Here is a 26,637-nt window from a genome sequence, read left to right on the forward strand (position 1 = left end):
GATGTCCGATCGCGCGTGGGGCGTGGGCACCGACAGCCCGTCGTGCGATCCCTCCGATGCGGATACCGCTCACCCCGCCGAGCTGCGTCGGCTCCTCGAGGCGAGCACCGACCCCCACTCGCGAGGTGCCGTCGTCGTGGCGGGGGCGCCGGGGATCGGCAAGTCCACGCTCCTGGACCAGGTCGCCCGGCGTGTGGGGGCATCGGGTGGACGCGTGCTGCGCGCGGGTGGCAGTCCGTCGGAGGCCGACCTGCCCTTCGCCGCCCTGCACCAGCTGCTGCGCCCGGTCGCCGGCGTGATCACCGAGCTTCCCGCGCGCCAGCGCACGGCCCTTCAGGCGGCCTTCGGCTCCGGAACGCCCGGCGACCCGCCCGACCCGATGCTCATCGGGGTCGCCGTCCTCACACTCCTGTCCGACCTGGCCACCGGGGCGCCGGTCCTGGTGCTGCTCGACGACGCCCAGTGGGCCGACCACGCCTCGCTGGACGTGCTCGCCTTCGTCGCCCGGCGGACCGGCGACGATCCCGTGTCGATGGTGATCGCCACCGGGGAGCCGGCCGCTCTCCCCGACCTCGACGGGCACTGGACGTCGCTCGAGCTCGCGCCACTCGAGCGCCCGGCCGCGGAACGGCTCCTGGACCGACTACCTCGGCCGCCGGCCGGCGAGACCCGAACGCGCGTGCTCGACCAGGGCGAAGGCAACCCGCTGGCTCTCGTCGAACTCGCCAGAACCGCCGGCGCCGACGCGGAACCGTGGGCGAGCGGCAACCCGCTGCCCATCGCGGCCCGACTGGAGCGTCGGTGGGTCGAGCGGCTGAACGGGCTGGAGCCGGCCGCTCGGCAGTGGCTGCTGGTACTGGCGCTCGCCGCCGACGACCCCGCCGAGACCGTCCTGACCCTGTTGCCCGGGCCGGCCGACCGGATGTGGGCGGCGGTGGAGTGGGCGGGCCTCGTCGACCGCACCGGCAGCCGAGTCACCTTCCGGCACCCGCTGGTCCGTTCGGCGGTCTACCAGTCGGCATCGTTCGACGAGCGGCGTGCCGCCCACCACGCTCTGGCGTCCGCGCTGACGGAGGACCCCGACCGGCGCGCCTGGCACCTGGCCGCCGCCACCACCGGAGCGGACCCCGAGGTGGCCGCCGCGCTGGAAGACAGCGCCGGGAGGGCACGGCGCCGCGGCGGGTACGCCGCGGCGGCGCGCGCGCTCGAGCGCGCCGCGGAGTTGAGCGCGGACCGGGCGGATCGCGTCCGGCTGATCGCCGCGGCGACGGAAATGGCGGTGATGACCGGGCAGCTCGTCCGGGTGGAACGGCTCGCCGCGCGCACCCGTGCGTGGACCGACGAGCCGACGCCGCTGGCCGTGGCCGCGCTCCAGACCGGGCGACTCATGGCCCTGACCAGCTCCCAGGCAGCCGCTTTCCAGCAGTTGATGGCCGCAGCGCGGCAGTTGACGACCGCGCACCCGGAAGGTGCGTTGCAGGCACTCGCCGCTGCGGCCGTGGTCCGCTTCTACTCGGGTGCGGAGTCGCAACGCGACGAGATCGGAGCCGCGCTGTCCGACGTCCTGCGCGCGCTGTCCGCCACGTCGGTCCCGCTCCTGGGACGCTGGCTCATGGCGGTGGCCGATCCGCCCGGGGGCGCCGGACTGAGGGCGGAGCTGGCCCAGCTGATCACCGCCGCTCGGCAACGACCGGAAGAACTGCACCTGCTGGCGATCGCAGCCTGGATCCTGGACGAGACCGGCCTCGCCGTCCGAGCCTTCGAGGCGTCGCTGGCCCTCTGGTCGTCCGCGGGCCCCCTTCCCGACGGACTCGGGGGCGTGGCGGCACTGGCCCATCTGGAGCACGGTCGGATAGCGCGGGCGCAGGCCTTCTGCGCGGAGCTCGCGGCGGTCGCCGACACCTACGGACTCGACCACGCGGCGGCGTGCGCAGCCGCCGTCGACGCGCTGGCGGCAGCGATGCGCGGGGACGCTGTGAACGCGCGCGAACTGGCCGAGCGCGCGTTGTCGCTGATCGACCCTGCCGAGAGCCGGTCCGTCGCTGTCTACGCCTACCGTGCACTGGGGATCTCCGCGGCCGTCACGGGGAACCACGAGGACGCCTACGCGCGCTTCCGTGCCGCCTTCGAGGTCGACGGCGGGCCGGTGCACTACCACGCCTCCGTGGCCGCCCTGCCGGAGCTCGCTGCGGCGGCGGTGCGGAGCGGATACCACCAGCAGGCAGCCGATGTCGTCGAGCGCACGGTCCGCTCCGGGGAGACCCACTCCGTACGCACCCAGGTGCTCATCCACCACAGCCAGGCGTTGCTCGCTGACCCGGACTACGCGGAGACGCACTTCCGCGCCGCCTTGACGCTCTCCGGGCCCGCCGATCGGCCGTTCGAGCATGCGCGGATCCTGCTCGATCTCGCCGAATGGCTACGTCGCCGCCGCCGCATCGCGGAGGCCCGCCCCCTGCTGCACGAATGCCACGACGTCTTCCGTCGACTGGGAGCCCGACCGTGGGCGACACGGGCCGAGGCCGAACTGCGGGCGAGCGGAGCGCAGATCGCCGCCGCGGAGCCCGCGGCCTTCGGTGAACTCACCCCGCAGCAACAACAGGTCGTTCGCCTGGCCGCGCTCGGCCGGACCAACCGGGAGATCGGCGAGAACCTGTTCCTCTCCCCCCGGACCGTCAGTTCGCACCTCTACCGGGCGTTTCCCAAGCTCGGGATCACGGCGCGCTCTCAACTGCGGGACGTCCTCGACACGGCGGCGCCCAGCGACGTCGTGACCAGTGCCGGGAGCCGGGGCTCACGGCCGCGGAACGTGGCGCGGTAGGCGCTGGGTGAGACGCCCACGGTGCGCTCCAGGAGGGCGCAGGCTCGTTCGATGCGTTGCCGGGTGAGCCACCGACCGGGCGAGGTGCCGATCTCGTCGCGGAAGCGTCGGGTGAATGTTCCCGCGCTCGTCGCCTCCTGGGCCGCCAGTTCCCGAAGTGTGACGGGCCGGTGCAGGTTCTCGAGCGCCCATCGGCGTGCCTTGCTGGTCGTGGGCTGACGCCGACACGGGAACAGCTCCGGGCGATCAGATCGGCAGGAACCATGATCTAGGGCGACGCGACCTTGACCACCGTCTTCCCCCGGGTCTCTCCGGACAACGCCTGGTTGAGGGTGGTGCGCGCGTTCTCCAAGCCGTCGACAACGGTCTCGTCGTAGGACAACGAGCCCTCTTGCAGCGCCGCAGCGAGCTTTCCGATGATCTCACCGTAACGCTCGACGTGGTCGGTGACGATGAACCCCCGCAGGGTGGCCCGCTGCATCAGCAACTGGTGCACGTTCCGCAGACCCAGTTGGTCGCTGTGGTCGTTGTAGTTGTCGTACTCGGAGATCAGACCGCACAGCGCTACTCGCGCACCGACGTTCAGCCGGCCCAGGACGTGATCCATGATCGGGCCGCCCACGTTCTCGAAGTCGACGTCGACGCCGTGGGGAGTCGCGTCGTCGAGGGTCTCGCGCCAGTCCTGCGAGTGTCGATCCACGCAGGCGTCGAAGCCGAGCTCCGAAACGAGGCGGTGGCACTTCTCGGCGCCGCCGGCTATGCCGACCACCCGAACGCCACGCTGCTTCGCCAGCTGGCCGGCGATAGAACCGACAGCCCCTGCAGCGGCCGAGACCACGAACGTCTCGCCCGGTCGAGGGTCGCCCAGTTCCACACCGATGAACGCTGAGATGCCGGTGTGTCCGAGCACTCCGAGGAACGCGGGCAGCGGCGCCGGCAGCGGGTCGGGGAGGACCGTGAAAGGAACCTCGAGAACGGAGTCGTCGGCAACGCAGTACTCTTGCCAGCCGGTGAAACCGAGCACGAACGCACCGACCGGCAGATCCGCTCGCCGGCTTTCGACGACCTGTCCCACGCCGAGCCCCCGCATGACCGCGCCGAGCTCGACCGGCGGGATGTAGGACCGTATCCGGCTCATCCAGACGCGGTTCGTGGGATCGAGCGAGAGATAGAGCGTGCGGACCAGCGCCTGCCCGTCGCCGATCTCCGCGACGGGTTCCTCGCTCCACTCGAGATCCCCCTCGCCGACTCGGCCCCGAGGTCTGTTGCGCAAGCGGAAGAGCCGGTTGATGGGCGAGTTCATGATCGACCCCCGTTGGTCGAGAGCAGTGGCATGGGTGGTCGGACACGCGGCGCGAGCGCCGTAGCAAGGGGTGTCCGCAAGACTCTGTCGGCAGATTAGACCGGACGTCGACCGTCGTCAACGCAGTGTCGAGACCGGCGCTGACCTCGCTTCCAGGCCCCGGACGGGGTGGATCGACGCAGCGTAGTCGACAGTGTGTTGACTAGCGCCGACACCTCGTGCACTGTGTGGTCGGACACCGGCTGGGACATCAGTCAACGAAGAAGGATGGAGGCGGTGTATGAGCGCGCAAGCGGACAACCGCGCGGTGGTCGAGCGCTTCTGGGGTGCTCTCGATGACGGCCCACCTCGCGGCGCAGCTCTGGAGGCCTGGAAGGACACCTTCGCCGAGGACGCCGTCTGGGAGATGCCGTTCGCACCCGAGCCGCTCGCCAAGAGCGTGCCGGGCCGACACCTCATCGGGCATTTCATCGACTGGTTCTTCGACTCGGTGCCGGACCTGCGTGTCGACTCGCTGACGGTGCACGACACCACCGACCCGGAGCTCTTCGTCCTCGAGCTGCGCGGCACGGCGACGGTCTCGCAGACCGGGAAGATCTACGCGAACACCTACTGCACCCACATGCGGATCCGAGACGGCCGGATCGTCCTGTTCCGCGAGTACTTCAATCCCGACGTCGTCCTCGAGGCGTTCGGACACGACGAGATCGCCGAGGGCATGTCGTCGGTACTCGCTGCTGCTGGAGTGGAGGTCGGTCAGTGAAGTTGGAACCGGAGTTCAGCTACACCGCAGAGCTCGCCGAACCCCAGGTCGTCGGCCCGGGCCCCTACGGGCTGCGTCAGGTCCTCGCCGTCACGGGAGGCAAGGTCACCGGCAAGCGATTCAGCGGGACGGCCGCCCCCGGTGGCGGCGACTGGCTGCTGGCCGGGGACGACGGCTTCGGCCGCCTCGACGTGCGCGCACAGTTCTACACCGACGACGGCGCGGTCATCTACATGAGTTACCAGGGCCTGGTCCAGGTGACCGAAGCGGCCGCGGGCGCACTCGGTGGCGGCGCGACGGGCACCGACTTCGGAGACCACTACTTCGTCACGACACCACGCCTGGAATGCGGAGACCCCCGGTACTCCTGGGTCAACCAGACCATCTTCGTGGGGCAGGGGCGCATCCAGCCCGGGCCGATCGTCGAGTTCCAGGTCTTCCGGGTCGACGCATGAGACCCGCCGGCCGCTTCGGTGGATCCCTCCCGCTCCGGGGGTGACCGGTCGCATGAGCGTGCTGCACGCGCAGGTCCAGCAGTTGGTGCACGCTGCATCCGCGCGCCCGACTCCGCAGCCGTGGGAGATGTCGATCGCCGACTACCGGCAGGCCGGCGAGAACATGAGGGCGTTGTCGGGCCCGGTCGACGAGCGCAGCACGATAGAGGACCTCACGATCCCGACTCGTGAGGGGGCGGTCGCGGCACGGTGCTACCACCCGCCCGCGGCTGGACCCACCCTGCGTCCCGGCGTCGTCTACCTGCACGGCGGGGGCTTCGTACGCGGAAGTCTGGACACCCACGATCGACTCTGTCGAGAACTCTGCGTGCAGGGCGGCCTCATCGTGGTCTCCGTCGCGTACCGGCTGGCACCGGAAAACCCGTATCCTGCTGCTCAGGACGACGCCGTCGATGCATTCTCGTGGGTGAGCGAGCATGCCGATGGATTGGGCATCGACGTCGAGTCCCTCGCCGTCGCCGGCGACTCCTCCGGGGGCGCGCTGGCGGCGGGCATCGCCCTCTCCTCGCGAGTGCAAGGCTCGCCGGTCAAGGCGCAGGGTCTGCTGTGTCCCGCTCTCGACGCCACCATGAGCAGCGATTCCGTGAAGCGGCACATGGACGGCCCGTTCCTCACCCGGGCCGCGCTCGAATGGTCATACGACCTGTACATCCCGGACGCCGCCGACCGTCGTTCGGGTCTCGCCTCACCGCTGCTGACGCAGGACTTCGCAGGTGCTCCACCTGCCGTCATCGTCAGTGCTCAGGTCGATCCCGTTGCCGACGATGCCCGCCGGTACGGGGCAGAGCTCGCGGCGGCGGGAGTTCACGTCAGAAGTCATGAGTACGAGGGGATGCCGCACAGCTTCCCGCTGCTGGCGGGGGTACTGGACGATGGCGGTCACGCCATCACCGTATTCGCGCGCGAGCTTTCCGACTTGCTCCGATAGATCCTCAGGGCGTGATCTCGAACCCGCTCGAGGCGCCACAACACGAAGACGAACGAGGACTGACATGGCCACTGCATCCGAAGTCGACCAGATCCAGCCTTCTGCCTCTCGCGATGGCGAGAGCTACGTCTCGCACCGCGACGAGATCCACTTCAAGATGACCGGCGATTTCATGACGGGCGTGGACTTCTGGATCCACGCGACCGGCGAGACCACCAACGGCCAGCTGATCGTCATCGAGACGAACTGGGTCCGCGGTACCGAGCCGGTCTGGCACATCCACCACCGCGAGGAGGAGGGCTTCTTCGTGATGGACGGTGAAATCAAGATCCACACCGAGGCCGGTTCGTACAACGCCAAGCGGGGCCAGTTCGTGTGGGGGCGCAAGGACCAGCGCCACACGTACGAGGTGGTCGGTGACGAAGCCAGGATCCTCGTGGTGTTCGTCCCCGGACCCGACAGCAAGGGTTTCGAGCCCAACGGCGGGATCGACAAGTACTTCTACGAGGCCCGCGACCGGGAGCTCCGGACGCCCGAGCAGGTGGAGGCGGAGGTCGAGAACCTGAAGGTCAACTACGGGCTGGAGATGTTCCCGGACCTGCCGCACCCGCGTGAGCAGAAGGGCGAGTAGCGGTGACCATCGACGTATCCCTCGACACCGCCGTGCCGCACTGGATCGCCGGCGCTGCCGTCCCCCCGACGAACGGGCCGCGAGCCGACATCCGTGATCCCGCTACCGGGCGCGTGGTCGGAACCGTCGTGCTGGGCGGTGCCGATGCCGTCGCGGAAGCCGTGGCCGACGCGCGGACCGCAGCGGAGGCCTGGGCCGCCACCCCCGCCCCGGCACGCGCATCGGTGCTCCACCGGTTCCGCGCTCTGCTGATCGAGCACACGGACGAGTTGGCTACACTCATCACATCCGAACAGGGCAAGACGATCGCGGATGCCCGCGGAGAGATCGCCCGTTCCATCGAAGCCGTCGACGTGTCGCTCTCGGTGGTGCAGCAGCTCAAGGGCGAGTACGCCGACCAGGTGGCCAAGGGCGTCGACACGTACTCCTTCCGGCAGCCTCTCGGTGTGTGTGCGGGTATCACGCCGTTCAACTTCCCGGTCATGGTGCCGGTGTCGATGTTCACGGCCGCGATCGCCTGTGGGAACGCGTTCGTGCTCAAGCCGAGTGAGCGGGTGCCGTCGGCGTCGGTTCGGCTGGCGCAGCTGATGAGCGATGCCGGCCTGCCCGGCGGTGTGCTCAACGTCGTCCACGGTGGCTCGGAAGCGGTCGAGGCACTTCTCGATCACCGCGATATCGCGGCGGTGTCGTTCGTCGGGTCCACCCGCGTCGCCCGCATCATCTACCGGCGCTCGGCCGAGGCCGGCAAGAAGGTCCAGGCGCTCGGGGGCGCGAAGAACCACATGGTGGTGATGCCCGACGCGGACCTCGACGCCGCTGCCGACGCACTGGTGTCAGCGGCGTACGGCGCCGCGGGTCAGCGGTGCATGGCCGTGACCGTCGCCGTCGCCGTCGGCGCGGCGGGTGAGGCTCTGGTCGCCAAGACCGCCGAGCGCGCGAACACGTTGAAGGTGGGCCCGGGGGCCGCGTCGGGTATCGACATGGGGCCGCTGATCTCGGAGGCCGCCCTCGATCGGGTCCGTGGCGCGCTGGAGCTCTCCGTCGCGCAAGGGGGCCGACTGGTCGTCGACGGCCGCGAGCGACCTGCACCCGGAGCCGGCTACTTCATCGGTCCCAGTCTCGTCGACCACGTCAGCGTCGAGAGCGACCTCTACCGCGAAGAGGTGTTCGGACCCGTACTGAGCGTGCTGCGCGCCAGGGATCTCGAGCACGCCCTGCAGATCGTGAACGACAACCCCTACGGGAACGGTGCCGCCATCTTCACCAGCAGCGGTGCGGCAGTACGTCGGTTCACCCGGGGCGTACTGGCCGGAAGCGTAGGGGTCAACATCCCCATCCCCGTGCCGATCTCCTGGTTCGGCTTCGGCGGTTGGGGGGACTCGCGGTTCGGTGACGACGGCCTCAACTACGACGCCTACCGCTTCTACACGAGGTCCAAAGTCGTCACGCAGCGCTGGACGGAGCCCACTCCGGGTCTTGCTCCGCACTTCGTCGCGGCGGCAGGCCAGTAGCGCGGCCACCAAGGGAGCTGCCATGCCCGAGAACAGTTCCACCTCGCCTCCTCAACTTGATCACGTCGGAATCCTCGTGCGCGATCTGGATTCTGCTGTCACGCACTGGTCCAGTCGGTTCGGGGTCGAGGTCGCTCGAACGGTCGAGGCGCCGGCCATGAGCATCAGCGCGGCCTTCCTCGACGTGTCGGGCGCAGCGGTCGAGCTGTACACCGTCCACGACACGGATGCGCTCGATGCGGCTCTCGACGGCGCACCGGCGAAGCTCGACCACGTCGCACTACGGCTGCACCACGCCGATGGGCCTGAACTCGCCGGGTGCGCCATCCGGGGGCCTGGTCGGCCGGATCCCATCGTCGCACCCATTCTGCTGGGAGACGCGACACACGTGTGGACCGAGCCTCCCGGGATCGACGTTCTGCTCCAGCTGATCAGGCCCAGCGGATAACCCGAGACTGAGACGCCAACGAAATCACGCACAAGGAGGAGCGCAATGGGGCGCATGGAAGGAAAGGTCGCGCTGGTCACCGGTGCGGCCCGGGGTCAGGGACGGGCGCACGCGATCCGGCTCGCCCAAGAAGGCGCAGACATCCTCGCGTTCGACTGCCCGGCCGATGGGAGGGTGCCGTACCCCGTCGGCACGGCGAGTGATCTCGCGATCACCGTCAAGGAGGTGGAAGCTCTGGGCCGGCGGATCATCGCGCACGAGGGGGACGTCCGCGAGCAGGCCGCGCTGGACGAGTTGGTGGCTACGGGCGTGCAGGCTTTCGGCGGGCTCGATGTCGCGGTGGCCAATGCCGGCATCTGGACCGTGCACCCCTTCGCAGATGTTCCCGAGGACGAGTTCCTGGACGTCCTCAACGTCAACATCATGGGGGTCTGGCGCACGCTCAAGGCGGTGACTCCTGCCATGAAGTCGCGCGGAGGCGGGTCGGTGATCGTCACCTCGTCCGGCAACGGCGTCGAGGGATCGCCGCACTACGTCCACTACGTCGCATCGAAGCACGGTGTACTCGGCCTGGCGAAGAGTGCGGCGCTCGAGTTCGGCCAGTTCGGTATTCGTGTCAACTCGTTGCTTCCCGGACCTACCGACACCCCCGCCCTCGACTGGCAGGGTGGCTACGACCTCTGCTCCGGGAAGGGGCCGGGCCAGGGCGTCAAGGAGGACCTGCAGGGCGCGAAGTACTGGTCGCTTCTCCGGGATGTGGGCCTCCTGCCGACGCGAGCCATGAGCGAGGCGGTCCTGTGGCTCGCATCCGACGAATCACGATGGACCACCGGCCTCGAGATGCTGGTCGACGGCGGCCACATGCTCATGCCCGGGTTGAACATGGCGAAGATGGCGTTGGACAGCCAGTAGCCCCGAGCAACTGTTCAACGGGGCGTCCACTCGCGACCGTAGACCGTCCGCAGCCAGATGGTGGTGATGGTTTCGACCATCTCGTCCAGCGGAATGGCGTTCTCGCTGCGCAGGCTCATCAACGAGAGGTTGCGCTCTCCCATCCACATCAGCGCGGCAGCCAGCGACCTGGCGGGCGGTCCACCGATCGCCACGCCGGTCGCCCTGTCCCGCTCGATGCCGGCGGCCGCAGCGTCGATGAACCGACCGAGGATCGAGTCCCATTGCGCCTGCAGGGCCGGCTCGGCCGCGGCGGCGTCGGCTACTTCACGCAGGACATGGCCGTGCTGCTCCCACACCTGGATGACTTCGTTGACGGCCTGCTCGATGGCCGCCTCCGGCGGCATGCCGGGCGGACGCTCGAATATGAGGTGCGACGCTCGGAACACGTCGGCCGTGACCCGCTGGAGCAGCGCGGACAGGACCTGCCACTTGGATTCGAAGTAGAAGTAGAACGACGACCGGGACAGCCCTGCACGCTCGGTGATGTCGTGGATCGAAATATTGCGCAGAGGCATCGTGCGCAACAGGTCGTAGGCACCTTCGAGGAGGGCTTGCTCGCGCCTGTCGCCCTTGAGGTTTCGTCGGCCCACCCGCGCTTCCGCTGCGCTCAGGCCGAACGAGGAGGAGTTGGTCGCCACAAGCGACATGATAGATCAGGTCGCGAGAACGCGCTGCGGGGTGGCGCTCGCCGAAGCCGTGATCGCGATCCGCCAAGATTCGCACGTCGGGAGCGAAATGAGGCTCGAGAAATCCATCCGGAACAGGAGTGGTCGTGTCGAACCTCGCTGAGAACCTGGTCGCTGCCGCTGGCGGGTACGGCGGCCGCCCGGCCGTGAAACTGGACGAGTACGTCCTGTCCTACACCCAGCTCCATCAACAGGCCTCGGCCGTGGCCGGCGAACTGCGGGCCCGTGGCGTGCAGCCGGGTGACCGCGTGGGCCTCATGCTGCCGAACGTCCCTGCATACGCAGTCCTGTTCTACGGCATCCTGCTGGCAGGCGCGGTCGCAGTGCCGATGAACCCGTTGCTGAAGTTGCGTGAGGTCGAGTACTACCTGAACGACTCGGGCATGACGGTGGTGTACGGCTTGGACGGGAGCGATGCTGTCATTCCTGCGGCGGCGGCGAAGGCCAAGATCCAGTCAGTCCTGGTACCTCCTACTGGTCCGGCCAACCTGCTCGGCAACCCGGTCCTCGAAGCCGCCGATCGTGCCGACGACGACACTGCTGTGATCCTGTACACCTCCGGGACCACAGGGCGGCCCAAAGGGGCAGAACTGACCCACCGGAACATGTCGACCAACGTTGCGACGACAGTGGACACGCTGATCGAAGTGGGTCCGGACGATGTGATCCTCGGTTGCTTGCCGTTGTTCCACGTCTTCGGCCTCACGTGCGCGCTCAATGCAGCGGTGAAGGCGGCTGCGCTGCTCACCCTTGTGCCGCGCTTCGAGGCGTCCAGGGCGTTGCAGGTCCTGGCCCGCGATCGAGTGACGGTTCTCGAGGGTGTGCCCACCATGTACGCCGCGATGCTGCACTCTCCTGACGCCGGCGACACCGACACGTCCTCGCTCCGCACCTGCATCGTGGGTGGCGCCCCCATGCCCGTCGAAATCCTCAGGGCGTTCGAGGAGGAGTTCGACTGCGAGATCTATGAAGGCTACGGGCTCTCGGAGACGGCTCCGATCGCCTGCTTCAACCAGCCCGGGCACGAACGTCGGCCCGGCACCATCGGGATACCGGTACGCGGCTGCCGGCTGCGGCTCGTCGACGACGACGGCGCGGACACCCCCGACGGCGAGCCCGGCGAGATCGCTATCCGCGGCGAGAATCTCATGAAGGGGTACTGGAAGCGACCTGAGGCCACTGCCGAAGCCATTCCCGACGGATGGTTCCGCACCGGGGACATCGCCACTCGTGATCGCGACGGGTACTACACCATCGTGGACCGGAAGAAGGACCTGATCATCCGCGGTGGGTACAACGTCTACCCCCGCGAGGTCGAGGAGGTCCTCTACGAGCACCCCGCCGTCGCCGAGGCAGCGGTGATCGGCATCAAGCACGAGGACCTCGGCGAGGAGATCGGCGCGGCCGTGGCGCTCAAACACGGAGCACGTGCGGAAACCGGAGAACTGCAGGAATTCGTTCGTGGTCGACTTGCCGCGTACAAGTACCCGCGTGAAGTGTGGATCGTCGACTCCTTGCCGAAGGGGCCGACGGGGAAGATCCTCCGGCGAGAGGTCGAGCCACCGGACCTCACCTCCGCCGCAGGCCGGCAGTGAGCGCGGTGGGCAGGTCCACCGCGACCATCTTGGAGCTGATGTGAGCACGCTGCACGGGCCGTGGCGGCCGCCGTCGCGACGTTCGGTGGGGTCGACATCGTCATCAACAACGCGTCGGCACTGAACCTGGCCGGAACGCTGGACCTGCGGCGCTGGACCGGTTCGCGGCCGCCCCCGCCGTCTGGGTCGTCGTCGTGTCCGGCAGCAGATCAACGCGAAGGGCACTTCCAGTTGACCCGGACTTGACTCCTTAACGATGTTCAGCCATGGTGAGTGGCGAACGAACTAAGTTAAGGAGTGGGCATGACCGTTGTCGTCGAGGACGGTCCCGGCGCCTCGGGGCAGCTGAGTTCCCGCGACCGCATCGTGATCGGGGTGCTGCTGGTCTCCACGTTCGTCGTCTTCCTCAACGAGACGATCATGGGCGTCGCGCTGCCGGTGCTCATGACCGACCTGCAGGTCGAGGCGAGCGTCGGGCAGTGGCTCACCGCGGGCTTCCTGCTCACGATGTCCGTGGTCATCCCGGTCACCGGGTTCCTGATCCGGAGGGTGCCCACGCGCACCCTGTTCGCCACGGCCATGCTGCTGTTCAGCGCGGGCACGCTGCTCGCGGCGGTCGCGCCGGGGTTCGGCGTGCTGCTGGCCGGCCGCGTCGTCCAGGCCGGCGGCACGGCGATCATGATGCCGCTGCTGATGACCACGGTGTTGACGCTCGTGCCCCCGGGTCGCCGGGGCGCCCTGATGGGCAACATCGCGATCGTCATCTCCGTCGCACCCGCGATCGGGCCCACGGTGTCGGGCATCGTGCTGGACCTGTTCGGCTGGCGGTACGTGTTCTGGCTGGTGCTGCCGATCGCGCTCACCGCGCTGGTGCCGGGGCTGCGGCTGATCACGAACGTCGGGGAGTCCACGTCGGCGCCGATCGACGTGGTGTCCGTGGTGCTGTCCGCGCTGGGCTTCGGTGGCCTCGTCTACGGGCTGAGCAGCGTCGGCCACTCCGGTGGCACGTCGTCGGTCGTGGTGTGGGGCGCCTTCGCCGTCGGCGTCGCGGGTCTGGTGGCGTTCGTCGCCCGGCAGCTGGTGCTGCAGCGCACTGACCGCGCCCTGCTGGACCTGCGCACGTTCGGATCGCGGACGTTCACGGTCGCCAGCGTGATGATGATGCTGACGATGGCCACGCTGCTGGGCACGGCCGTGCTGCTGCCGATCTACCTGCAGACCGTGCTGGTGCTGGAGCCGCTCACCACGGGCTTGCTGCTCCTGCCGGGGGGGCTGCTGATGGGGCTGCTGGGGCCGGTGGTCGGGCGGCTGTACGACCGGTTCGGCGCGCGGGCGCTGCTGGTGCCCGGCACGGTCGCCACCAGCGCGGCGCTGTGGTCGGCCACGCTGTTCACGACCGGAAGCTCGCTGCTGCAGGTGGTCGGCTTCCACCTGCTGCTGTCGGTGGGGCTGGCGTTCGTGTTCACGCCGCTGTTCGCCGTGGGCCTGGGGGCGGTGCCGCCGAAGTTGTACTCCTACGGCAGCGCGATCTTCAGCACCGCGCAGCAGCTGGCCGGGGCTGCCGGCGTGGCGCTGCTGGTCAGCGTGCTGTCGGTGCGCTCCGCGGTGCTGGCCGCCGAGGGCGTCCCGCTGGTGGAGCAGACGGCGGGCGGCGTGCACGCCGCGTTCCTGGTGGCGGCCACGCTGTCGTTGTCCACGATCGTCGGGGCGCTCCTCGTCCGGGGCCCGGCGCCCGGCGGAACACCCACGGCGCACTGACCGCAGCGCCTCTTACCGGATTCCGAACCGCATCGTGATCGCGATTCACCCAGGATCGAGATCGTGGTGGGGAACCCCTTCCCGACCATCCCAGGAGTGTCCGTGCCCACGGTAACGACCGTGACCCGTCCGCTGCGCGTCCTGATCGGCGCCGACACCTACCCGCCCGACGTCAACGGTGCCGCCCGGTTCACCGCACGCCTGGCCGCCGGGCTCGCCCGGCGGGGGCACGAGGTGCACGTCGTGGCGCCGTCCGACACCGGTGCGGCCTCGTCCCCGGTCCAGCGGGACGGGGTGCCGGCGGTGCACCGGCTGCGCTCCTACCGCGTGCCCGGACAGGACCGGTTCCGCGCCTGCCTGCCCGGCCCGGCCGCCGCGGGGGCGCAGCGGGTGCTGCGGGCTGTACGTCCGGACGTCGTGCACGTGCAGTCGCACTTCCAGGTCGGGCGCGGTCTGCTCGCGGGCGCGTCCGCGGCCGGGTGCCCGACCGTCGCCACGAACCACTTCATGCCGGAGAACATGCTGCAGCACGCCCGGGTGCCGGACGTGCTCGCCGATCGGGTCTCGCGGTGGGCCTGGCGGGACCTCGCCCGCGTCTACGGGGCCGCCGATGTGGTCACCGCGCCCACGCCCCGGGCCGTCGAGCTCCTCGTCGCCCGCGCAGGGCTCTCGGGTCGCGCGGTGTCCTGCGGCATCGACCTGAGCCGGTTCGGCGCCGGAGACGTCGAACCCGAACCCACCGTCTTGTTCGTGGGCAGGCTGGAGCGGGAGAAGCGGGTCGACGAGCTGATCCGGGCGTTCGCGCTGGTGCCCGGCCCCGCCCGGCTGGAGATCATCGGTGACGGCACGCGCCGCGCCGCCTGGAGCGCGTTGGCCCGGGACCTCGGCCTAGCGGGCCGGGTGCGGTTCCGCGGCGCCGTGGACGACGATGCGCTCGTCGTGGCCTACCGGCGGTGCGCGGTGTTCTGCATGCCGGGCATCGCCGAGCTGCAGAGCCTGGTGACGTTGGAGGCGATGGCGTCCGGGCGGCCCGTGGTGGCCGCCGACGCGGTCGCACTCCCGCACCTCGTCCACCCCGGCCGCAACGGCCTGCTGTACCGGCCCGGCGACGTCGCCGGGCTCGCCGCAGCACTCACCGCCCTGCTCGACGATCCGGCGACCCGAGCGCGGATGGGCGCGGCCGGCCGCGAGGCAGCCGCGGCACACGATCTCGACGCGACCCTGGACGCGTTCGAGGGCGTGTACTCCGACGTGCGCCGAGGCGCCGCCCGCGGGCGCGTCCGCCGCCCCGTCGCGGGCGTGGGGTAGCGGCGCTGCGCACCGCTCCCCGGAACCGGAGAAAGAACCCTCGAGGCGGTCGGGCGTTCCCGGCTGCCGCTACCTGGAGAGAACCCATGGTGCATGTCGCGTCGGAACCGCGCCCGCCGGACGTCGCGGAAGACAGGTGGAGCGGTCGGCTGGTCGGCTGGCTGGTGATCCTCGTCGGGGCGAACCTGCTGGCCGACCTGGTCATCGTCGCCCCGCTGCTGGCGTTGCCGGACATGATGCGGCACTTCCAGACCGACCAGGCCGCGTGGCTCAACTCGAGCGCGATGCTGGCGGGCGCGATGTGGGCGCCGCTGCTCGGGCGCACCGCCGACATCCACGGCAAGCGCCGGATCCTCGTCGTCACCATGCTCGTCACGCTCGCGGGATCGCTGGTCTGCCTGGTCGCGCCGAACGTCGTCGTCTTCGTGCTCGGGCGGTTCCTGCAGGGTGCGGCCATGGGGGCGGTGCTGCTCACGGTGGCGATCACCCGGCAGGTCTGCACCCCACGGGTCGGGATGACCGCCGTCGGCGTCGTGACCACAGGGGCGTCGGTACTGGGGATCCCCGCGATGTTCCTGCTGAACCCGGCGATCGACGCGTTCGGCTACCGGAGCGTCTTCGTCGTCGCCACCGCTCTCGCGATGGTCTGCGCGGTCACCGTGCGGCTGTTCATCCCGGAGCCGCCGATCCGTTCCGGCGGGTCGGTCGACCTCGTCGGGGCGCTGCTGCTCGGTTCCGGTCTGGTCGCGGTGCTCGGCAGCGTCAGCATGGCCCCGGACGTGGGCTGGGCGAACCCGGGTCTGCTGGCCGCGCTGGTCGGCGGCGTCATCGCGCTGGCCGCCGGGGTGCGGCACGTGCTGCGGGTCCCCGAGCCGATCGTCGACCTGCGTGGGCACAGCGGGTCGCTGGCGTTGACGCTGGGAGCGGTGGCGCTCACGGCCGGCGCGGTGCAGAGCATGCTGCAGCTGAAGAGCCTCGTCGCGGAAGTGCCGCCCGAGCTCGGCCTCGGCTACGGCCTCGGCGGTGGCGACGTGGTGCTCGCGTTGTTCCTGCTGTCCGCGGTCGGGATCATGATCGGTGGTCCGGTGTCGGGTGTCCTCGCGTCCCGGATCGGTCCGGCACGCACGCTGCTCGCCGGGATCGCGGTGGGCCTGTTGGCCACGTTCGGGATGCTCGTGGGCATCTCGGTGCTCCCGGTCGGGCTGGTCTGCGCCACCCTGCTCGGGGTGGCCGCCGGCGCGGGCATCGCCTCCAGCTTCAACCTCGCGACCGTCATGACACCGCCCGAGAACCACGGTGCGATCGGCAGCCTGGTGGCGGTCGTGCTCTGCGTCGGGTCGGTCGTGCTCAACTTCGTCGGCGTGATGCTGCTCAACGCGACCGCCACCGACTCGCTCGTCGCGGGGGTCGCCGCGAACTCGCTGGCCGGGGTGCAGCTCTACATCCTGATGGGCGGCGGGGCGCTCGTCGCGGCCGCGGTGCTCGCGACCGTGCTGGTGCGCAGGCGCGGGTGAGTCACGCGTCCAGCCGGGCGGCGATCCCGTCGAGGACCATGCCGAGGTGCCGTTCGAACCGCTGGTCGCCGTCGTCCTGGAGGTGCCCGGCCTCCTTGACCAGTGACGCGCCTTCGCCGAGCCAGGCGTCGCGCTGGTCGATCGAGTAGCGCGCCGGATCGGTCCCGGCGGCCTGGCGCCGCTCCTGCTCCTCGATGACGAAGCCGACGACGAACGCGGTGACCAGGTCGACGGCGTCGTCGGCGTCGGCGGGCTTCCAGCCGGACGCGGCCCAGCGTTCGAACAACGGCTCCTTCATGCGGACCACGTCCGGGTCGGTGATCCGGGTGCCGCTGAAGATGCGGGCCCCGTCGCGGTGGAGCAGGTACTCCGCGCGCAGCACGCGGGCGTAGGCGGTGAGGTCGTCGCGCCAGCCGTCGCCGGGCGGGACCGCGGCGAAGGCGCCTGCGACGCGGCGCATGACCTCGGTGGCCATCTCGTCGAGCAGCTCCTGCTTGTTGCGCACGTGCCAGTAGAGCGCGGGTGCGCGGACGTCCAGCCGGGAGGCGAGCGCGCGGACGGTGAGGGCGTCCATGCCCTGGTCGTCGAGGAGTTCGAGCGCCGCCGTGACGATCCGCTCCCGGGTGATGCCCTTGGTCATGGTTGACACCTTAACGCCGTTCAGGCATGCTGGCTACAGCGTTGAACTTAGTTAAGGAGAGTCCTGATGCGTGCTGCAGTCGTCACCGCCCCCGATGCGCCACCCGCCTGCGCCGACTTCCCCGAGCCGACCGTCCCGCCCGGCCACGAGCCGCTGCACCTCGTCGGAGCCGGCTTGCACAACATCGTTCGCGGGCTGGCCACCGGGCGGCACTACGGCCGCGGGCAGATGACGTACCCGCTGGTGCCGGGGATCGACGCGGTCGCCCGCACCGGCGACGGGCGCCTCGTCTACACCGGCTACGCGCGTCCGCCCTACGGCACGATGGCCGAGCGGCTGTTCGCTCCCTTCCAGGCGGAGGTTCCGGCGGGGGCGGATCCGCTCGCGATCGCCGCGGGCATGAACCCCGGCCTGTCGGGCTGGATGGTTCTCACCGCGCGGCGCAAGGAACTGGGGGCGCTGGGCACCGTGCTGGTGCTGGGCGCCACCGGGATGTCGGGCAGCCTGGCCGTGCAGGGCGCGCTGGCGCTCGGAGCGGAGCGGGTCATCGCCGCCGGGCGCGATCCGGAGGCGCTGGAGCGGCTGCGCGGTGCGGGAGCGACGACCGTGTCGCTGTCCCACGACGGGCCCGACGGCCTAGAGGCGGCCTTGGCCGACGCGGTGTCCGAGACGTCGCCCGGTCTCGTCCTGGACTACCTGTGGGGGCCCGTCGCCGAGGCCGCTTTCGCCGCGCTGGGCCGCAGCGGCGAGGACACCGAGGCGAACACGGCCTACGTGCAGATCGGCTCGCTCGCGGGCCTGGAGGCATCGCTGCCCGCGGACCTGCTGCGCAGCCGGCGGATCCGGATCACCGGGAGCGGCGCCGGATCGGTGACCGCCGAGGAGATGCTCGCCGAGGCGCCCGAGGTCATGGCCCGGTTCGCCGACGGATCCCTGCACCTGCCCTACACCGCGTTCCCGCTGAGCCGGGTCGGTGCGGCGTGGGCGCACACCGGCCGCAGCCGCGCCGTCGTCGTGCCGGACTGAGAGGGGAAGAGCCATGCAGAAGAGGGCACTGGTGGTGGGGCTCGGGATCGCGGGGATGTCCGCGGCGATCGGGCTGCGCCGGGCGGGGTGGACGCCGGTGATCGTCGAACGGGCGCCCGAGCGTCGGACCTGGGGCTACTACATCTTCATGTTCCAGGAGGGTTTGCAGGCCGCGGCCGACCTGGGGATCGCCGAGCACCTGCACACCCGCAACCCGGAATGGAGACCGGGCGGGAACTCGTGGACGGTGGATCGTCGGGGCGGGCGCAAGCCGGCTCTGGGTCTGCTCGACGCTCCCAGCGGGCTGGCATCGGTGCTGCGCAGCGACATCGAGGCCGCGCTGTGGCAGGGCATCGTCGGTGACGGGACCGGGGACGCGGTCGAGGTGCGGTTCGCGACCACTCCGGTCGAGATCACCCAGGGCCCCGGCGGGGTGCAGGTCCTGCTCGAGGACGCAGGCGCCGGGAAGCGGTACCGCGAGGACTTCGACCTCGTGGTCGGCGCGGACGGGATGCGCTCGAGCGTGCGCCGGATGGTGTTCGGTCCGGACGAGGACTACATGGTCAACTGGAAGGCGATGATCTGCGCCTTCCAGCTGAAGGAACAGGTGCCCTCCTACGAGGCGAGCGACAGCATCCTCGTCGCGCGCCCCAAGCGTGCGGTGTGGGTGTTCGGACTCGCCGACCACGCGCCCTGCGCGTGGTTGACCTACCGCACCGAGGACGTCCCGGACCGGTTCGCCGGCGGGTCGGCGGTCGAGCAGCTGCGCGCGGTCTTCTCCGGGATGGACGACGACCCCGTGGTGCGCCACGTCCTGGACTCCCTCGAGGAGGCCCCTGACCACGTGTTCGACTCGATACACCAGGTGAAGATGCCGCGGTGGAGCGCGGGGCGGGTCGTGCTGGTGGGGGACGCGGCCTGGTGCATGAACACCTACTCGGCGATGGGCTCCTCGTCTTCGCTGCGCGGCGGCGCCGCACTGGGCGTGGCCTTCGAGGAGCACCCCGACGACATCGCCGCCGCTCTGGCGGCCTATGAGACCGGCCTGCGTCCCTACATCACCAAGCAGCAGCGCTCCGCACGGGCCAAGCAACAGCGGTTCGTCCCGTCCAGCCGGCCGGTCGAGGTGCTGAGTTCGGTCGTGCTCGAACTGATCCGCAAGGTCGTCCACCGCCGGATGACAGCGGAGTACAACGCATCGTCGGCTCCGGCCCTGTCCGGCACGGCGAAGTGACGACCATGCGGAAGCGAGCCCTGGTGGTGGGGCTCGGGATCGCGGGGATGTCCGCGGCGATCGGGCTGCGCCGGGCCGGTTGGACGCCGGTGATCGTCGAACGGGCGCCGGAGCGGCGTACCGGGGGCTACTTCGTCGCGTTGTTCCCGGAGGGTCGGCAGGCCGCGGCCGACCTCGGGATCGCCGACCACCTGCACACCCGCAACCCGGGCAGGGAGGGGAGCGCGAACTCGTGGTCGGTGGATCGTCGGGGCAGGCGCAGGCCGGCTTTGGGGTTCCTGGACCAGCCCGGGGGGCCGGCAGCGGTGCTGCGCGGGGACATCGAGGCCGCGCTGTGGCAGAGCATCACCGGCGTCGAGGTGCGGTTCGCGACCTCTCCGGTCGAGATCACCGAGGGGTCCGCCGAGGTGCAGGTCCTGCTCGAGAACGCCGACACGCAGTACCGCGAGACCTTCGACCTGGTGGTCGGCGCGGACGGGATGCGCTCGAGCGTGCGCCGGATCGTGTTCGGTCCGCACGAGGAGCACCTGACCACGTGGAACGCGATGATCTGCGCGTTCCAGCTGAAGGAGCAGGTGCCCACGTACGAGACGAGCGACAGCATCATCATCGCGCGCGCCAAGCGGGCGGTGTGGGTGTTCGGGCTCGCCGACCACGCGCCCACCGCGCTGCTGACCTACCGGACCAGGGACATCCAGGAGCAGTTCAGCGGGTCGCGGGTCGAGCGGCTGCGCGCGGTCTTCTCCGGGATGGACGACCCCGTGGTGCGGCACGTCCTGGACTCCCTGGAGGAGGCCCCCGACCACCTGTTCGACTCGGTGCACCAGGTGCGGATGCCGCGGTGGAGCACGGGGCGGGTCGTGCTGGTGGGGGATGCGGCGTGGTGCATGAACCTCTACTCGGGCATGGGCGCCACGTCCTCGCTGCGCGGCGGCGCCGCACTGGGCGCGGCCGTGGCGGAGCACCCCGACGACCTCGCCGCCGCTCTGGACGCCTATGAGACCGGGCTGCGTCCGTTCATCACCAAGCACCAGCGCTCCGCGCGGCTCAAGCAGCAGATGTTCGTCCCGTCCAGCCGTCGGGCCGAGGCGCTGCGCTCGGTCCTCGTCGGTCTGGCCCGCAGGATCCGCGGCCGCCGGCTGGCGACGGAGGCGGGCGGGCCGCAGGTCCCGGCGCTGTCCGGCACGTCGCGGTGACGACGGTGTCCGCGTCGAATCCGACGATGCGTGACGCCGGAGCCTGGTGCGCTGCGGGCATCGTGGTGGCCGGGGGGCTCGCGCCCCTGCTCGTGGGGGGTTCGGCCCTGCCGATGATGCTGGGTCGCGCCGAGCTCACTCGTCGTCCCGTGCTTCCTGCGCCCGTTCCCGTGCATCCTCGGCGTCCTCCCGCGCCTGCTCGCGCTCATCGGCCAAGATCTCGCCGGGGCGCATCACATCGACCATCGCGAACGCACCGACGGCGTCCACCACGATCTCGCGCCCCGGCTCGCTGCAGGCCCGCTCGCACTCGGTGCCGCCGAACACCACCCGGCCGGCGACCCGGGCGCGCACGCCGTCGGGGACCACGACGTCGACGCTGCCGAGAAGCGCGCCCACCTCCACCCGTTCCTGGTCGGGCCCGACGGCGACCTGCCGGTAGCCCAGCAGTGCGGTGCCGTCGCCGGCAGTGCTGATCTGGACCCCGAAGAACACCGCCACACCGGCGAGCAGCATCCCGCCGATCCCGGCGGTGAGACGCAGCGCCCGGGTCCTGGCGCTGCCGCCGGCGGCGGACGAACGGGGCGCACGGTGGCGGGGCGAGGGCGTGATCCGGTGGGCCGTGGACCCCGGTGCCCGCTCCGCCGCCTCCGCGCTCCTCGGCGCCTGGCGCGGGGCGAACCGCTTCCGCACGAGCACGATCGCGGTCACCGTGGAGAGGACGAACAGGATCCCGGCGATCAGGATGTAGAGGTACATGCCGGTCGCCGAGTTCTGCGGGGTGCCGTCGATCACGGTGGGGGTGGCGTTCAGCACCGCGGTTCCGGCGACGGTGACGACAGCGCCTCCGACGGCGAGCATGACCGAGACGAGACCGGAGACCACGCCGTGCCGCTCGGGCGGTGCGAGCCCGGTCGCCAGGTTGAACCCGGAGGTGTTGATCGCGCCCGCGGCCGTCCCGAGCAGCCCGAAGCCGGCGACCGCAAGTGGGAACGACGACACCCCCGCCAGCATCGTGAGGGTGCCCACCGTCCCGATCGCGATACCGCCCAGCAGGGTCCGCGCGGGGCCGATCCGGGTGGCGAGCCATCCGGCGAAGATGCCACCGAGGACGATGCCGGGCGCGGGTGCTGCGAACAGCAGGGCGTTCGGTCCGGCGTCTTTCAGCCCGTATCCGAGCCCGAGTTCCGGCGGCACCGAGGCGATGAGGTCCGTCAGCTGGATCACGGCCTGGAAGGAGCCCGCGGCCAGCACGATGGCCAGCAGCGTCAGGAGGAGCGGTCTGCTCAGGGCCCGGATGTCGACGATGGGCTCGTCGACCCGTAGGGCCAGGATCCCCCAACCGGCCAGGGCGGCGACGCCGGCCACGAGGAGGGCGATCATGCCTCCGGACAGCCACCCGAGGTCCTGCCCGAGGCTGGCGTAGCCGAGCACGCCGGCGAGGCCGCCGCCGAGCAGGAGCGCCCCGCTCACGTCGACCCTGCCGTTGCTGCGGATGGGGGACTCCGGGATGAACAGGCGAATGCACAGCGCGGCGGCCGCAGCCAGGGCGACCGACACGACGAACACGCTCTGGAAGCCGAACCGGTCGATGAGCGGCTCCATCAGGAACGGTTCGACGATTCCGATGATCGCGGAGGCGGAGGTCACGATCCCGATCGCGGTCATCGCCACCCGGGGGGCGCTGATCTGGCGCGTGAGCGCCACCGTGAGGAACACGACGGCCATGGCGGAGCCCTGGAGGAGTCGCCCCAGCAGGAAGATCCCGATGTTGGGTGCGACGAGGCAGAGCACCGAGCCCGCGCCGGCGACGAACAGCGTGATGAGGAGCACGTGGCGCTTGCCGAAGATGTCGGCGCTCTTCGCGAGCAACGGTGACCAGATGGCGCCCGCCAGCAGCGCGCTCGAGTTCAGCCAGGCGACCTGGTTGGTGCCGAAGTGCTCGAGGATCTCCGACGTGACCATCTGGGGAGTCGTGAGGACCGTGTCGGCGACGCGGTTGGCGAGGACGAGGACGACCACCCAGCCGATGAGCCGCGCACTCCACCGGCGCTCCTCGACGACGGGATCGAGCTCGACGGTTGCGTCATTCACGGTGAGTTCTCTCCTGCAGGTCTGGCGGGTGAAAGTGGTGCCGGTGGACGCCCCGTGCAAGGGCGACGACGCGTGCACCGGGCCTGCTGCACTGCAGGAGGTCTGGCAGGTTGGTGACGCAGGTTGGTGACACTGGTGCTGTTCAGCCTGCGGCGGTGCTCGTGCACTCCGTTCGCAAGCGCGCATTGCGCGCCTCGATGGCCTCCCAGGTGAGCGGCAGCTGGCGCTCGCGGCCCTGGTCGACCCGCGCCTGGGCGGCGGTGACATGGGGACGCTGCCGGGCTTCGTAGCGGGCGAGCGCAGCGGTGTGGTCGGTTCCGCAGCGTTCGAGCTCTTCGGCGAGGAACCAGGCGCCGGTGAGCGCGAGCGAGGTGCCCCGGCCGGAGAGGAAGGCCGCGCAGTAGCCGGCGTCCCCGACGAGGGCGACGCGGCCGCGGTGCCAGGAGGGCATGTGGATCTGGCTCGCGGAGTCGAAGAAGAGCTCCGGATCGGCGCGGGCCGCGTCGAGCAGCTGGGGGATCTTCCACGACGTGTGGCCCGCGAAGGCGTCGACGAGGATCCTCTTCTGGGCGTCCAGGTCGCGGTGGTCGTGGTCGAGCCATTCCGAGCGGAAGGTGAAGCTCGCCAGTGCCGCGCCCTTGAACCGGGCGATGCCCACCATCCGGCCGGGGACGTTGTGCAGGGTGACCCCGTCGGGAGCCGCCTCGCCGGGGAGGGTGGCGAGGGCGACGTAGACACCGAGGAACCGGCGGTAGTCCTCCTCGGGTCCGAACACCAGCCTGCGTACCGCGGAGTGCTGCCCGTCGGCGCCGAGCACCAGGTCGTACCGTTCGGTGCGGCCGGACCTGAACTCCACGTCGACGCCGTCGCCGTCGTCGGTCAGCGACTCGACCGAGTCGCCGAACCGGATCGTCGCGGTGTCCGGGAGCGCGTCGGCGAGGATGCGCATGAGATCCGCGCGGACGATCTCGATGTCGTCGTCGGAGTCGCTCACCGCCGCCATGGGGATGCGGGCCACCGGCTCGCCGTCGGCGTCGACGAACCGGTTTGCCTCGCTCATCCGGACCCGATGCTTCCGGATCTCCGCCAGCAGCCCCATCCGGTCCACGACATCGATGGCGTCGCCCCGGACGTCGATGGGTGTGCCTTTGAGCCGGAGGTGCTGGGCGTGCTCGACGACGGTGATGTCGTGACCGCGAGTGCCGAGGTCGAGTGCGCAGGCGAGCCCGGCGACACCGGCTCCGGAAACGAGGATCTTCACGAAGGGTTCCTCCGGAGGTAGCTAAGGCAACGATCTGTTGCTTTAACCGAACGTACGCCCCGCCCGCGCGCGCCGGCAACGCGGGGCCGCCGACAATCAGCGCCGACAGTCAGCGCCGACCATCGGCGCCCGGGCAGAGGAGCAGGAGGTGAGCCACAGGTGGCCGGAACCGTGGATCGCCCGGCGGTGCGTCGTCCGGGTGGCCGCACCGCGCGGGTGCGCGCGCAGATCCTCGCCGCGACCGCAGAGCTCGTCGCGCGTGACGGCATCGCGGGCTTTCGCTACGAGGAGGTCGCCAAGCTCGCCGGCGTGCACAAGACCAGCGTCTACCGCAACTGGCCCGAGCGCGAGGAGCTGGTCGTCGAGGCCCTGCTGCGGTACGCCGACGACCTCGGGTCGGTCGGTGACACCGGCGAGCTCCGCAGGGACCTGGTGGACTTCCTGATGGTCATCGCCGAGAGCTTGGGCAGGCCCACCGCCCGGGCGCTCGCACTGGCCACCCAGGCCGCACACGAGAGCCCGGCCGTCCACCGGGTGGCGACCAGGATCCTCGAGGAGCGCACCGCCGGCACGCGGCGGCGGGTGGAAATGGCCATCGACCGGGGCGAGCTGCCGCCGGTCGACTGCTCCCTGCTCGGCGAGATGATCGCCGGTCCGGTGCACCTCATCGTGAACCGCGGCATCCGCGCGTTCACCCGCGCGGACGCGGAGCGCATCGTCGACGTGGTGCTCACCGGCATCCGGGCCACCGCACCACACACCTGAGCGCGCGCGAGCGCGTTTCACCAGCTCACTGCGAGTCGCGATACCTGGCTTGCGCTCCGGGGCTCAGCCTCCGAGGACCTCCACCGCGGGTCGGTGCGAGTGGTACGCGGCCCAGCCGGGGTAGCCGGTGGCAGCGAACGCAACCCAGGCGCCGTGCATCCGGGCGGCGAGCCCGGCCGGCGCGGGATCGGGGCCGAGCAGGCCGGTGTCGCCGTGCAGCCAGGGCTCGTCGGCGAGGTCGAAGACGAAAGGAAGCTCGACGGTGTGGGCGGCGCCGAGCCGTCCGTCCAGTGCCGTGGAGCGGTGGGCGAACGAGTAGACGTGGGTGCGCCCGCCGGAGATCCGCGCGTGGGCGTCGGCCATGCGCGCCGTTCCGGCCCCGAACAGGGCTTCGCCGAGCACGGCGGAGCGCAGCTCGCCCGGCGTTGCGTTCGACCGCGCCGCCCGGTGCGCGGCGACCACGGCCTCGGGGTCGTCGTGCACCTGCGCGGCGAGGGAGAGGACGTCCGTGTCCGTCGAGGGCTCGAGGCGGTCCTGCGGCACCAGGTACAGGTGCCCTTCCTCGGTGTTGGTGCCGATCAGCAGGTCGACGTCGGCTGCCGGCCCGTCGGCGAGCGCGTCGGCGGGCTGGACCGGGAGCACCAGGCTGAACGGGCTGAGGCCGATCAGGGGGTCGGCTGCGGTGGTGGTGCGCAGGTCGAGGCCGGCGAGCGCGGGAAGGGCGTCCACGAAGCGGTCGTCCGGGATCGCGGCGAACGCGTCGGTGGTCGGCTCGACGCCGAGTGCGGCGGCCGCTGCGGTGGTGACGCGCCGCGCCTGTTCGGGGGTGAAGACGCCGGTGCCGCTGCCGCTCTGCATGATCGCTCGACGGAACAGGCCCTTGGCGTCGGGCGTGGCGAGGAGCGCGCCGGTGAGGGTGGCGCCCGCGGACTGGCCGAAGACCGTGACGGTATCCGGGTCGCCGCCGAACGAGGCGATGCTGTCGCGCACCCAGCGGAGGGCGGCGAGCACGTCGAGCAGGCCGCGGTTGGCGGGCGCGCCCTCCAGGTCGAGGAAGCCCGGGATGCCGAGGCGGTAGTTGAGGGTCACGAGGACGACGCCGTCGCGGGCGAAGGCGCTGCCGTCGTGGAGCGCGGCCCGGGCGGAGCCGGTGACGAAGCCGCCGCCGTGCACGAAGACCATGACCGGCCGCCTGCCGTCGTCCGCGGCCGGTGTGCGGACGTCGACGGTGAGGTACTCCTCGCCGCGCACCCAGCCGGGCCCGAAGTAGGGGCTCATGTCGAGCCGGCCGAAGTCGCGGGCCGGCTGCGGGGCCGTCGGCGAGGGCCGGGTGCCGTCGCGGACACCGGACCAGCCCGGATGCGGCACGGCCGGGGCGAAGCGGCCGGCGCCGGTCGGCGCGGCGGCGTAGGGGATGGCGCGGTAGAGCTCGCCGGATCCGTCGCGGACGCCGCGCACGGCGCCCGCCGGGGTGTCGACGACCGGGCCTGTCTGCTGGGGCACGGGAGGTGTTCCTTTCCGCGGACGTGCCGGGGGGTCAGGCGCTGTGGGAGGCGATGTGGGAGAAGCCCGCCCACTCCTTGATCCGGGTGACCGTGACGTCTCCCAGGATGATCTCGTTCGCCGTCATGCGTCCGAGCCTGGATACGACGGCGCGGCGCAACCACTCCCGCGTTGTCGTACCCC

24 protein-coding genes are annotated in these 26,637 nt (G+C 70.8%); 17 read left to right on the forward strand and 7 right to left on the reverse strand.

Annotated elements, in window-relative coordinates:
* Position 1: 1 nt before the first annotated feature.
* Positions 2-2,821, forward strand: a complete 2,820-nt coding sequence (locus tag FB558_RS19640; RefSeq protein WP_142055549.1) for a helix-turn-helix transcriptional regulator — start codon at positions 2-4, stop codon at positions 2,819-2,821.
* On the opposite strand, the gene FB558_RS19645 is transcribed toward FB558_RS19640, so the two are convergent.
* A complete protein-coding gene (locus tag FB558_RS19645; protein ID WP_211366763.1) occupies positions 2,728-3,057 on the reverse strand; it encodes a helix-turn-helix domain-containing protein in 330 nt (109 codons plus the stop codon). The genes FB558_RS19640 and FB558_RS19645 overlap by 94 nt on opposite strands.
* 32 nt (positions 3,058-3,089) lie before the next feature.
* Entirely contained in the window at positions 3,090-4,124 is a 1,035-nt protein-coding gene (locus FB558_RS19650; protein WP_142055551.1) for an NADP-dependent oxidoreductase, read from the reverse strand.
* Between the two features lie 280 nt (positions 4,125-4,404).
* On the opposite strand from FB558_RS19650, the gene FB558_RS19655 reads away from it, so the two are divergent.
* The 7 genes from FB558_RS19655 to FB558_RS19685 all read left to right on the forward strand — a co-directional run bounded on the left by FB558_RS19655 (position 4,405) and on the right by FB558_RS19685 (position 9,832).
* Positions 4,405-4,887: a nuclear transport factor 2 family protein gene (locus FB558_RS19655; protein WP_142055553.1), complete on the forward strand. Its 483-nt coding sequence runs from the start codon at positions 4,405-4,407 to the stop codon at positions 4,885-4,887.
* A complete protein-coding gene (locus FB558_RS19660) occupies positions 4,884-5,342 on the forward strand; it encodes a DUF3237 domain-containing protein (protein ID WP_142055555.1) in 459 nt (152 codons plus the stop codon). Before FB558_RS19655 ends, FB558_RS19660 begins: the two co-directional genes overlap by 4 nt.
* 52 nt (positions 5,343-5,394) lie before the next feature.
* Positions 5,395-6,330: an alpha/beta hydrolase gene (locus FB558_RS19665; protein ID WP_211366687.1), complete on the forward strand. Its 936-nt coding sequence runs from the start codon at positions 5,395-5,397 to the stop codon at positions 6,328-6,330.
* A gap of 64 nt (positions 6,331-6,394) precedes the next feature.
* Positions 6,395-6,961 (forward strand): cupin domain-containing protein, encoded by a 567-nt coding sequence (locus FB558_RS19670; RefSeq protein ID WP_142055557.1) that lies wholly within the window; start codon positions 6,395-6,397, stop codon positions 6,959-6,961.
* A 2-nt stretch (positions 6,962-6,963) separates the two neighbouring features.
* A complete protein-coding gene (mmsA, locus tag FB558_RS19675) occupies positions 6,964-8,472 on the forward strand; it encodes a CoA-acylating methylmalonate-semialdehyde dehydrogenase (RefSeq protein WP_142055559.1) in 1,509 nt (502 codons plus the stop codon).
* Positions 8,473-8,494: 22 nt separating this feature from the next.
* Positions 8,495-8,920, forward strand: coding sequence for a VOC family protein (locus FB558_RS19680; protein WP_142055561.1), 426 nt, complete (start codon positions 8,495-8,497; stop codon positions 8,918-8,920).
* 45 nt (positions 8,921-8,965) lie between these two features.
* Positions 8,966-9,832: a mycofactocin-coupled SDR family oxidoreductase gene (locus FB558_RS19685; RefSeq protein WP_211366688.1), complete on the forward strand. Its 867-nt coding sequence runs from the start codon at positions 8,966-8,968 to the stop codon at positions 9,830-9,832.
* 14 nt (positions 9,833-9,846) lie between these two features.
* Here the strand turns inward: FB558_RS19685 and FB558_RS19690 are convergent, their stop codons facing one another.
* Positions 9,847-10,512, reverse strand: a complete 666-nt coding sequence (locus FB558_RS19690) for a TetR/AcrR family transcriptional regulator (protein WP_142055563.1) — start codon at positions 10,510-10,512, stop codon at positions 9,847-9,849.
* Positions 10,513-10,646: 134 nt separating this feature from the next.
* Between FB558_RS19690 and FB558_RS19695 the strand changes: the two genes are divergently transcribed.
* The 5 genes from FB558_RS19695 (at position 10,647) to FB558_RS19715 (ending at position 16,735) form a co-directional block, all read left to right on the forward strand.
* Positions 10,647-12,155 (forward strand): long-chain-fatty-acid--CoA ligase, encoded by a 1,509-nt coding sequence (locus tag FB558_RS19695; protein ID WP_142055565.1) that lies wholly within the window; start codon positions 10,647-10,649, stop codon positions 12,153-12,155.
* Between the two features lie 60 nt (positions 12,156-12,215).
* A complete protein-coding gene (locus tag FB558_RS43960; RefSeq protein WP_211366689.1) occupies positions 12,216-12,401 on the forward strand; it encodes a hypothetical protein in 186 nt (61 codons plus the stop codon).
* 57 nt (positions 12,402-12,458) lie between these two features.
* Positions 12,459-13,913 carry a DHA2 family efflux MFS transporter permease subunit gene (locus FB558_RS19705; protein WP_142055567.1) on the forward strand — a complete coding sequence of 485 codons (1,455 nt, stop codon included), beginning with the start codon at positions 12,459-12,461 and terminating at the stop codon, positions 13,911-13,913.
* A gap of 120 nt (positions 13,914-14,033) precedes the next feature.
* Complete coding sequence (locus tag FB558_RS19710) at positions 14,034-15,221, forward strand: glycosyltransferase (RefSeq protein ID WP_246106617.1); 1,188 nt, start codon at positions 14,034-14,036, stop codon at positions 15,219-15,221.
* A gap of 86 nt (positions 15,222-15,307) precedes the next feature.
* A complete protein-coding gene (locus FB558_RS19715; RefSeq protein WP_142055569.1) occupies positions 15,308-16,735 on the forward strand; it encodes an MFS transporter in 1,428 nt (475 codons plus the stop codon).
* A 1-nt stretch (position 16,736) separates the two neighbouring features.
* On the opposite strand, the gene FB558_RS19720 is transcribed toward FB558_RS19715, so the two are convergent.
* Positions 16,737-17,375 carry a TetR/AcrR family transcriptional regulator C-terminal domain-containing protein gene (locus FB558_RS19720; RefSeq protein WP_142055572.1) on the reverse strand — a complete coding sequence of 213 codons (639 nt, stop codon included), beginning with the start codon at positions 17,373-17,375 and terminating at the stop codon, positions 16,737-16,739.
* Between the two features lie 66 nt (positions 17,376-17,441).
* Here FB558_RS19720 and FB558_RS19725 point away from each other — a divergent pair, with 66 nt between their 5' ends.
* The 3 genes from FB558_RS19725 to FB558_RS19735 are packed head-to-tail and all read left to right on the forward strand — an operon-like array spanning position 17,442 to position 20,831.
* The gene (locus FB558_RS19725; protein ID WP_142055574.1) at positions 17,442-18,401 is read left to right on the forward strand and encodes a quinone oxidoreductase family protein; all 960 of its coding nucleotides are present in this window, start codon (positions 17,442-17,444) and stop codon (positions 18,399-18,401) included.
* Positions 18,402-18,414: 13 nt separating this feature from the next.
* Complete coding sequence (locus FB558_RS19730) at positions 18,415-19,635, forward strand: FAD-dependent monooxygenase (protein ID WP_142055576.1); 1,221 nt, start codon at positions 18,415-18,417, stop codon at positions 19,633-19,635.
* A 5-nt stretch (positions 19,636-19,640) separates the two neighbouring features.
* Positions 19,641-20,831 carry an FAD-dependent monooxygenase gene (locus FB558_RS19735; protein ID WP_170231416.1) on the forward strand — a complete coding sequence of 397 codons (1,191 nt, stop codon included), beginning with the start codon at positions 19,641-19,643 and terminating at the stop codon, positions 20,829-20,831.
* Between the two features lie 135 nt (positions 20,832-20,966).
* Here the strand turns inward: FB558_RS19735 and FB558_RS19740 are convergent, their stop codons facing one another.
* On the reverse strand, positions 20,967-22,925 hold the full coding sequence (locus FB558_RS19740; RefSeq protein ID WP_246106618.1) for an MFS transporter: 1,959 nt from the start codon (positions 22,923-22,925) through the stop codon (positions 20,967-20,969).
* Positions 22,926-23,067: 142 nt separating this feature from the next.
* On the reverse strand, positions 23,068-24,186 hold the full coding sequence (locus tag FB558_RS19745) for an FAD-dependent monooxygenase (protein WP_142055580.1): 1,119 nt from the start codon (positions 24,184-24,186) through the stop codon (positions 23,068-23,070).
* Between the two features lie 159 nt (positions 24,187-24,345).
* Between FB558_RS19745 and FB558_RS19750 the strand changes: the two genes are divergently transcribed.
* Positions 24,346-24,951, forward strand: a complete 606-nt coding sequence (locus FB558_RS19750) for a TetR/AcrR family transcriptional regulator (protein ID WP_246106619.1) — start codon at positions 24,346-24,348, stop codon at positions 24,949-24,951.
* A 63-nt stretch (positions 24,952-25,014) separates the two neighbouring features.
* Here FB558_RS19750 and FB558_RS19755 read toward each other — a convergent pair whose 3' ends face one another.
* The gene (locus FB558_RS19755) at positions 25,015-26,454 is read right to left on the reverse strand and encodes a carboxylesterase/lipase family protein (RefSeq protein ID WP_142055582.1); all 1,440 of its coding nucleotides are present in this window, start codon (positions 26,452-26,454) and stop codon (positions 25,015-25,017) included.
* Positions 26,455-26,637 lie beyond the last annotated feature (183 nt).

Source organism: Pseudonocardia kunmingensis (assembly GCF_006716445.1).
In the GTDB taxonomy this organism is placed as follows: domain Bacteria; phylum Actinomycetota; class Actinomycetes; order Mycobacteriales; family Pseudonocardiaceae; genus Pseudonocardia; species Pseudonocardia kunmingensis.

What these genes read in the sequence shown, in the direction of transcription:
- FB558_RS19720 (WP_142055572.1), bottom strand. Translation starts at nt 17,375, where the DNA reads ATGACCAAGGGCATCACCCGGGAGCGGATCGTCACGGCGGCGCTCGAA.
- FB558_RS19670 (WP_142055557.1), top strand. Translation starts at nt 6,395, where the DNA reads ATGGCCACTGCATCCGAAGTCGACCAGATCCAGCCTTCTGCCTCTCGC.
- FB558_RS19705 (WP_142055567.1), top strand. Translation starts at nt 12,459, where the DNA reads ATGACCGTTGTCGTCGAGGACGGTCCCGGCGCCTCGGGGCAGCTGAGT.
- FB558_RS19730 (WP_142055576.1), top strand. Translation starts at nt 18,415, where the DNA reads ATGCAGAAGAGGGCACTGGTGGTGGGGCTCGGGATCGCGGGGATGTCC.
- FB558_RS19640 (WP_142055549.1), top strand. Translation starts at nt 2, where the DNA reads ATGTCCGATCGCGCGTGGGGCGTGGGCACCGACAGCCCGTCGTGCGAT.
- FB558_RS19735 (WP_170231416.1), top strand. Translation starts at nt 19,641, where the DNA reads ATGCGGAAGCGAGCCCTGGTGGTGGGGCTCGGGATCGCGGGGATGTCC.
- FB558_RS19650 (WP_142055551.1), bottom strand. Translation starts at nt 4,124, where the DNA reads ATGAACTCGCCCATCAACCGGCTCTTCCGCTTGCGCAACAGACCTCGG.
- FB558_RS19715 (WP_142055569.1), top strand. Translation starts at nt 15,308, where the DNA reads ATGGTGCATGTCGCGTCGGAACCGCGCCCGCCGGACGTCGCGGAAGAC.
- FB558_RS19685 (WP_211366688.1), top strand. Translation starts at nt 8,966, where the DNA reads ATGGGGCGCATGGAAGGAAAGGTCGCGCTGGTCACCGGTGCGGCCCGG.
- FB558_RS19655 (WP_142055553.1), top strand. Translation starts at nt 4,405, where the DNA reads ATGAGCGCGCAAGCGGACAACCGCGCGGTGGTCGAGCGCTTCTGGGGT.
- FB558_RS19725 (WP_142055574.1), top strand. Translation starts at nt 17,442, where the DNA reads ATGCGTGCTGCAGTCGTCACCGCCCCCGATGCGCCACCCGCCTGCGCC.
- FB558_RS19680 (WP_142055561.1), top strand. Translation starts at nt 8,495, where the DNA reads ATGCCCGAGAACAGTTCCACCTCGCCTCCTCAACTTGATCACGTCGGA.
- FB558_RS19665 (WP_211366687.1), top strand. Translation starts at nt 5,395, where the DNA reads ATGAGCGTGCTGCACGCGCAGGTCCAGCAGTTGGTGCACGCTGCATCC.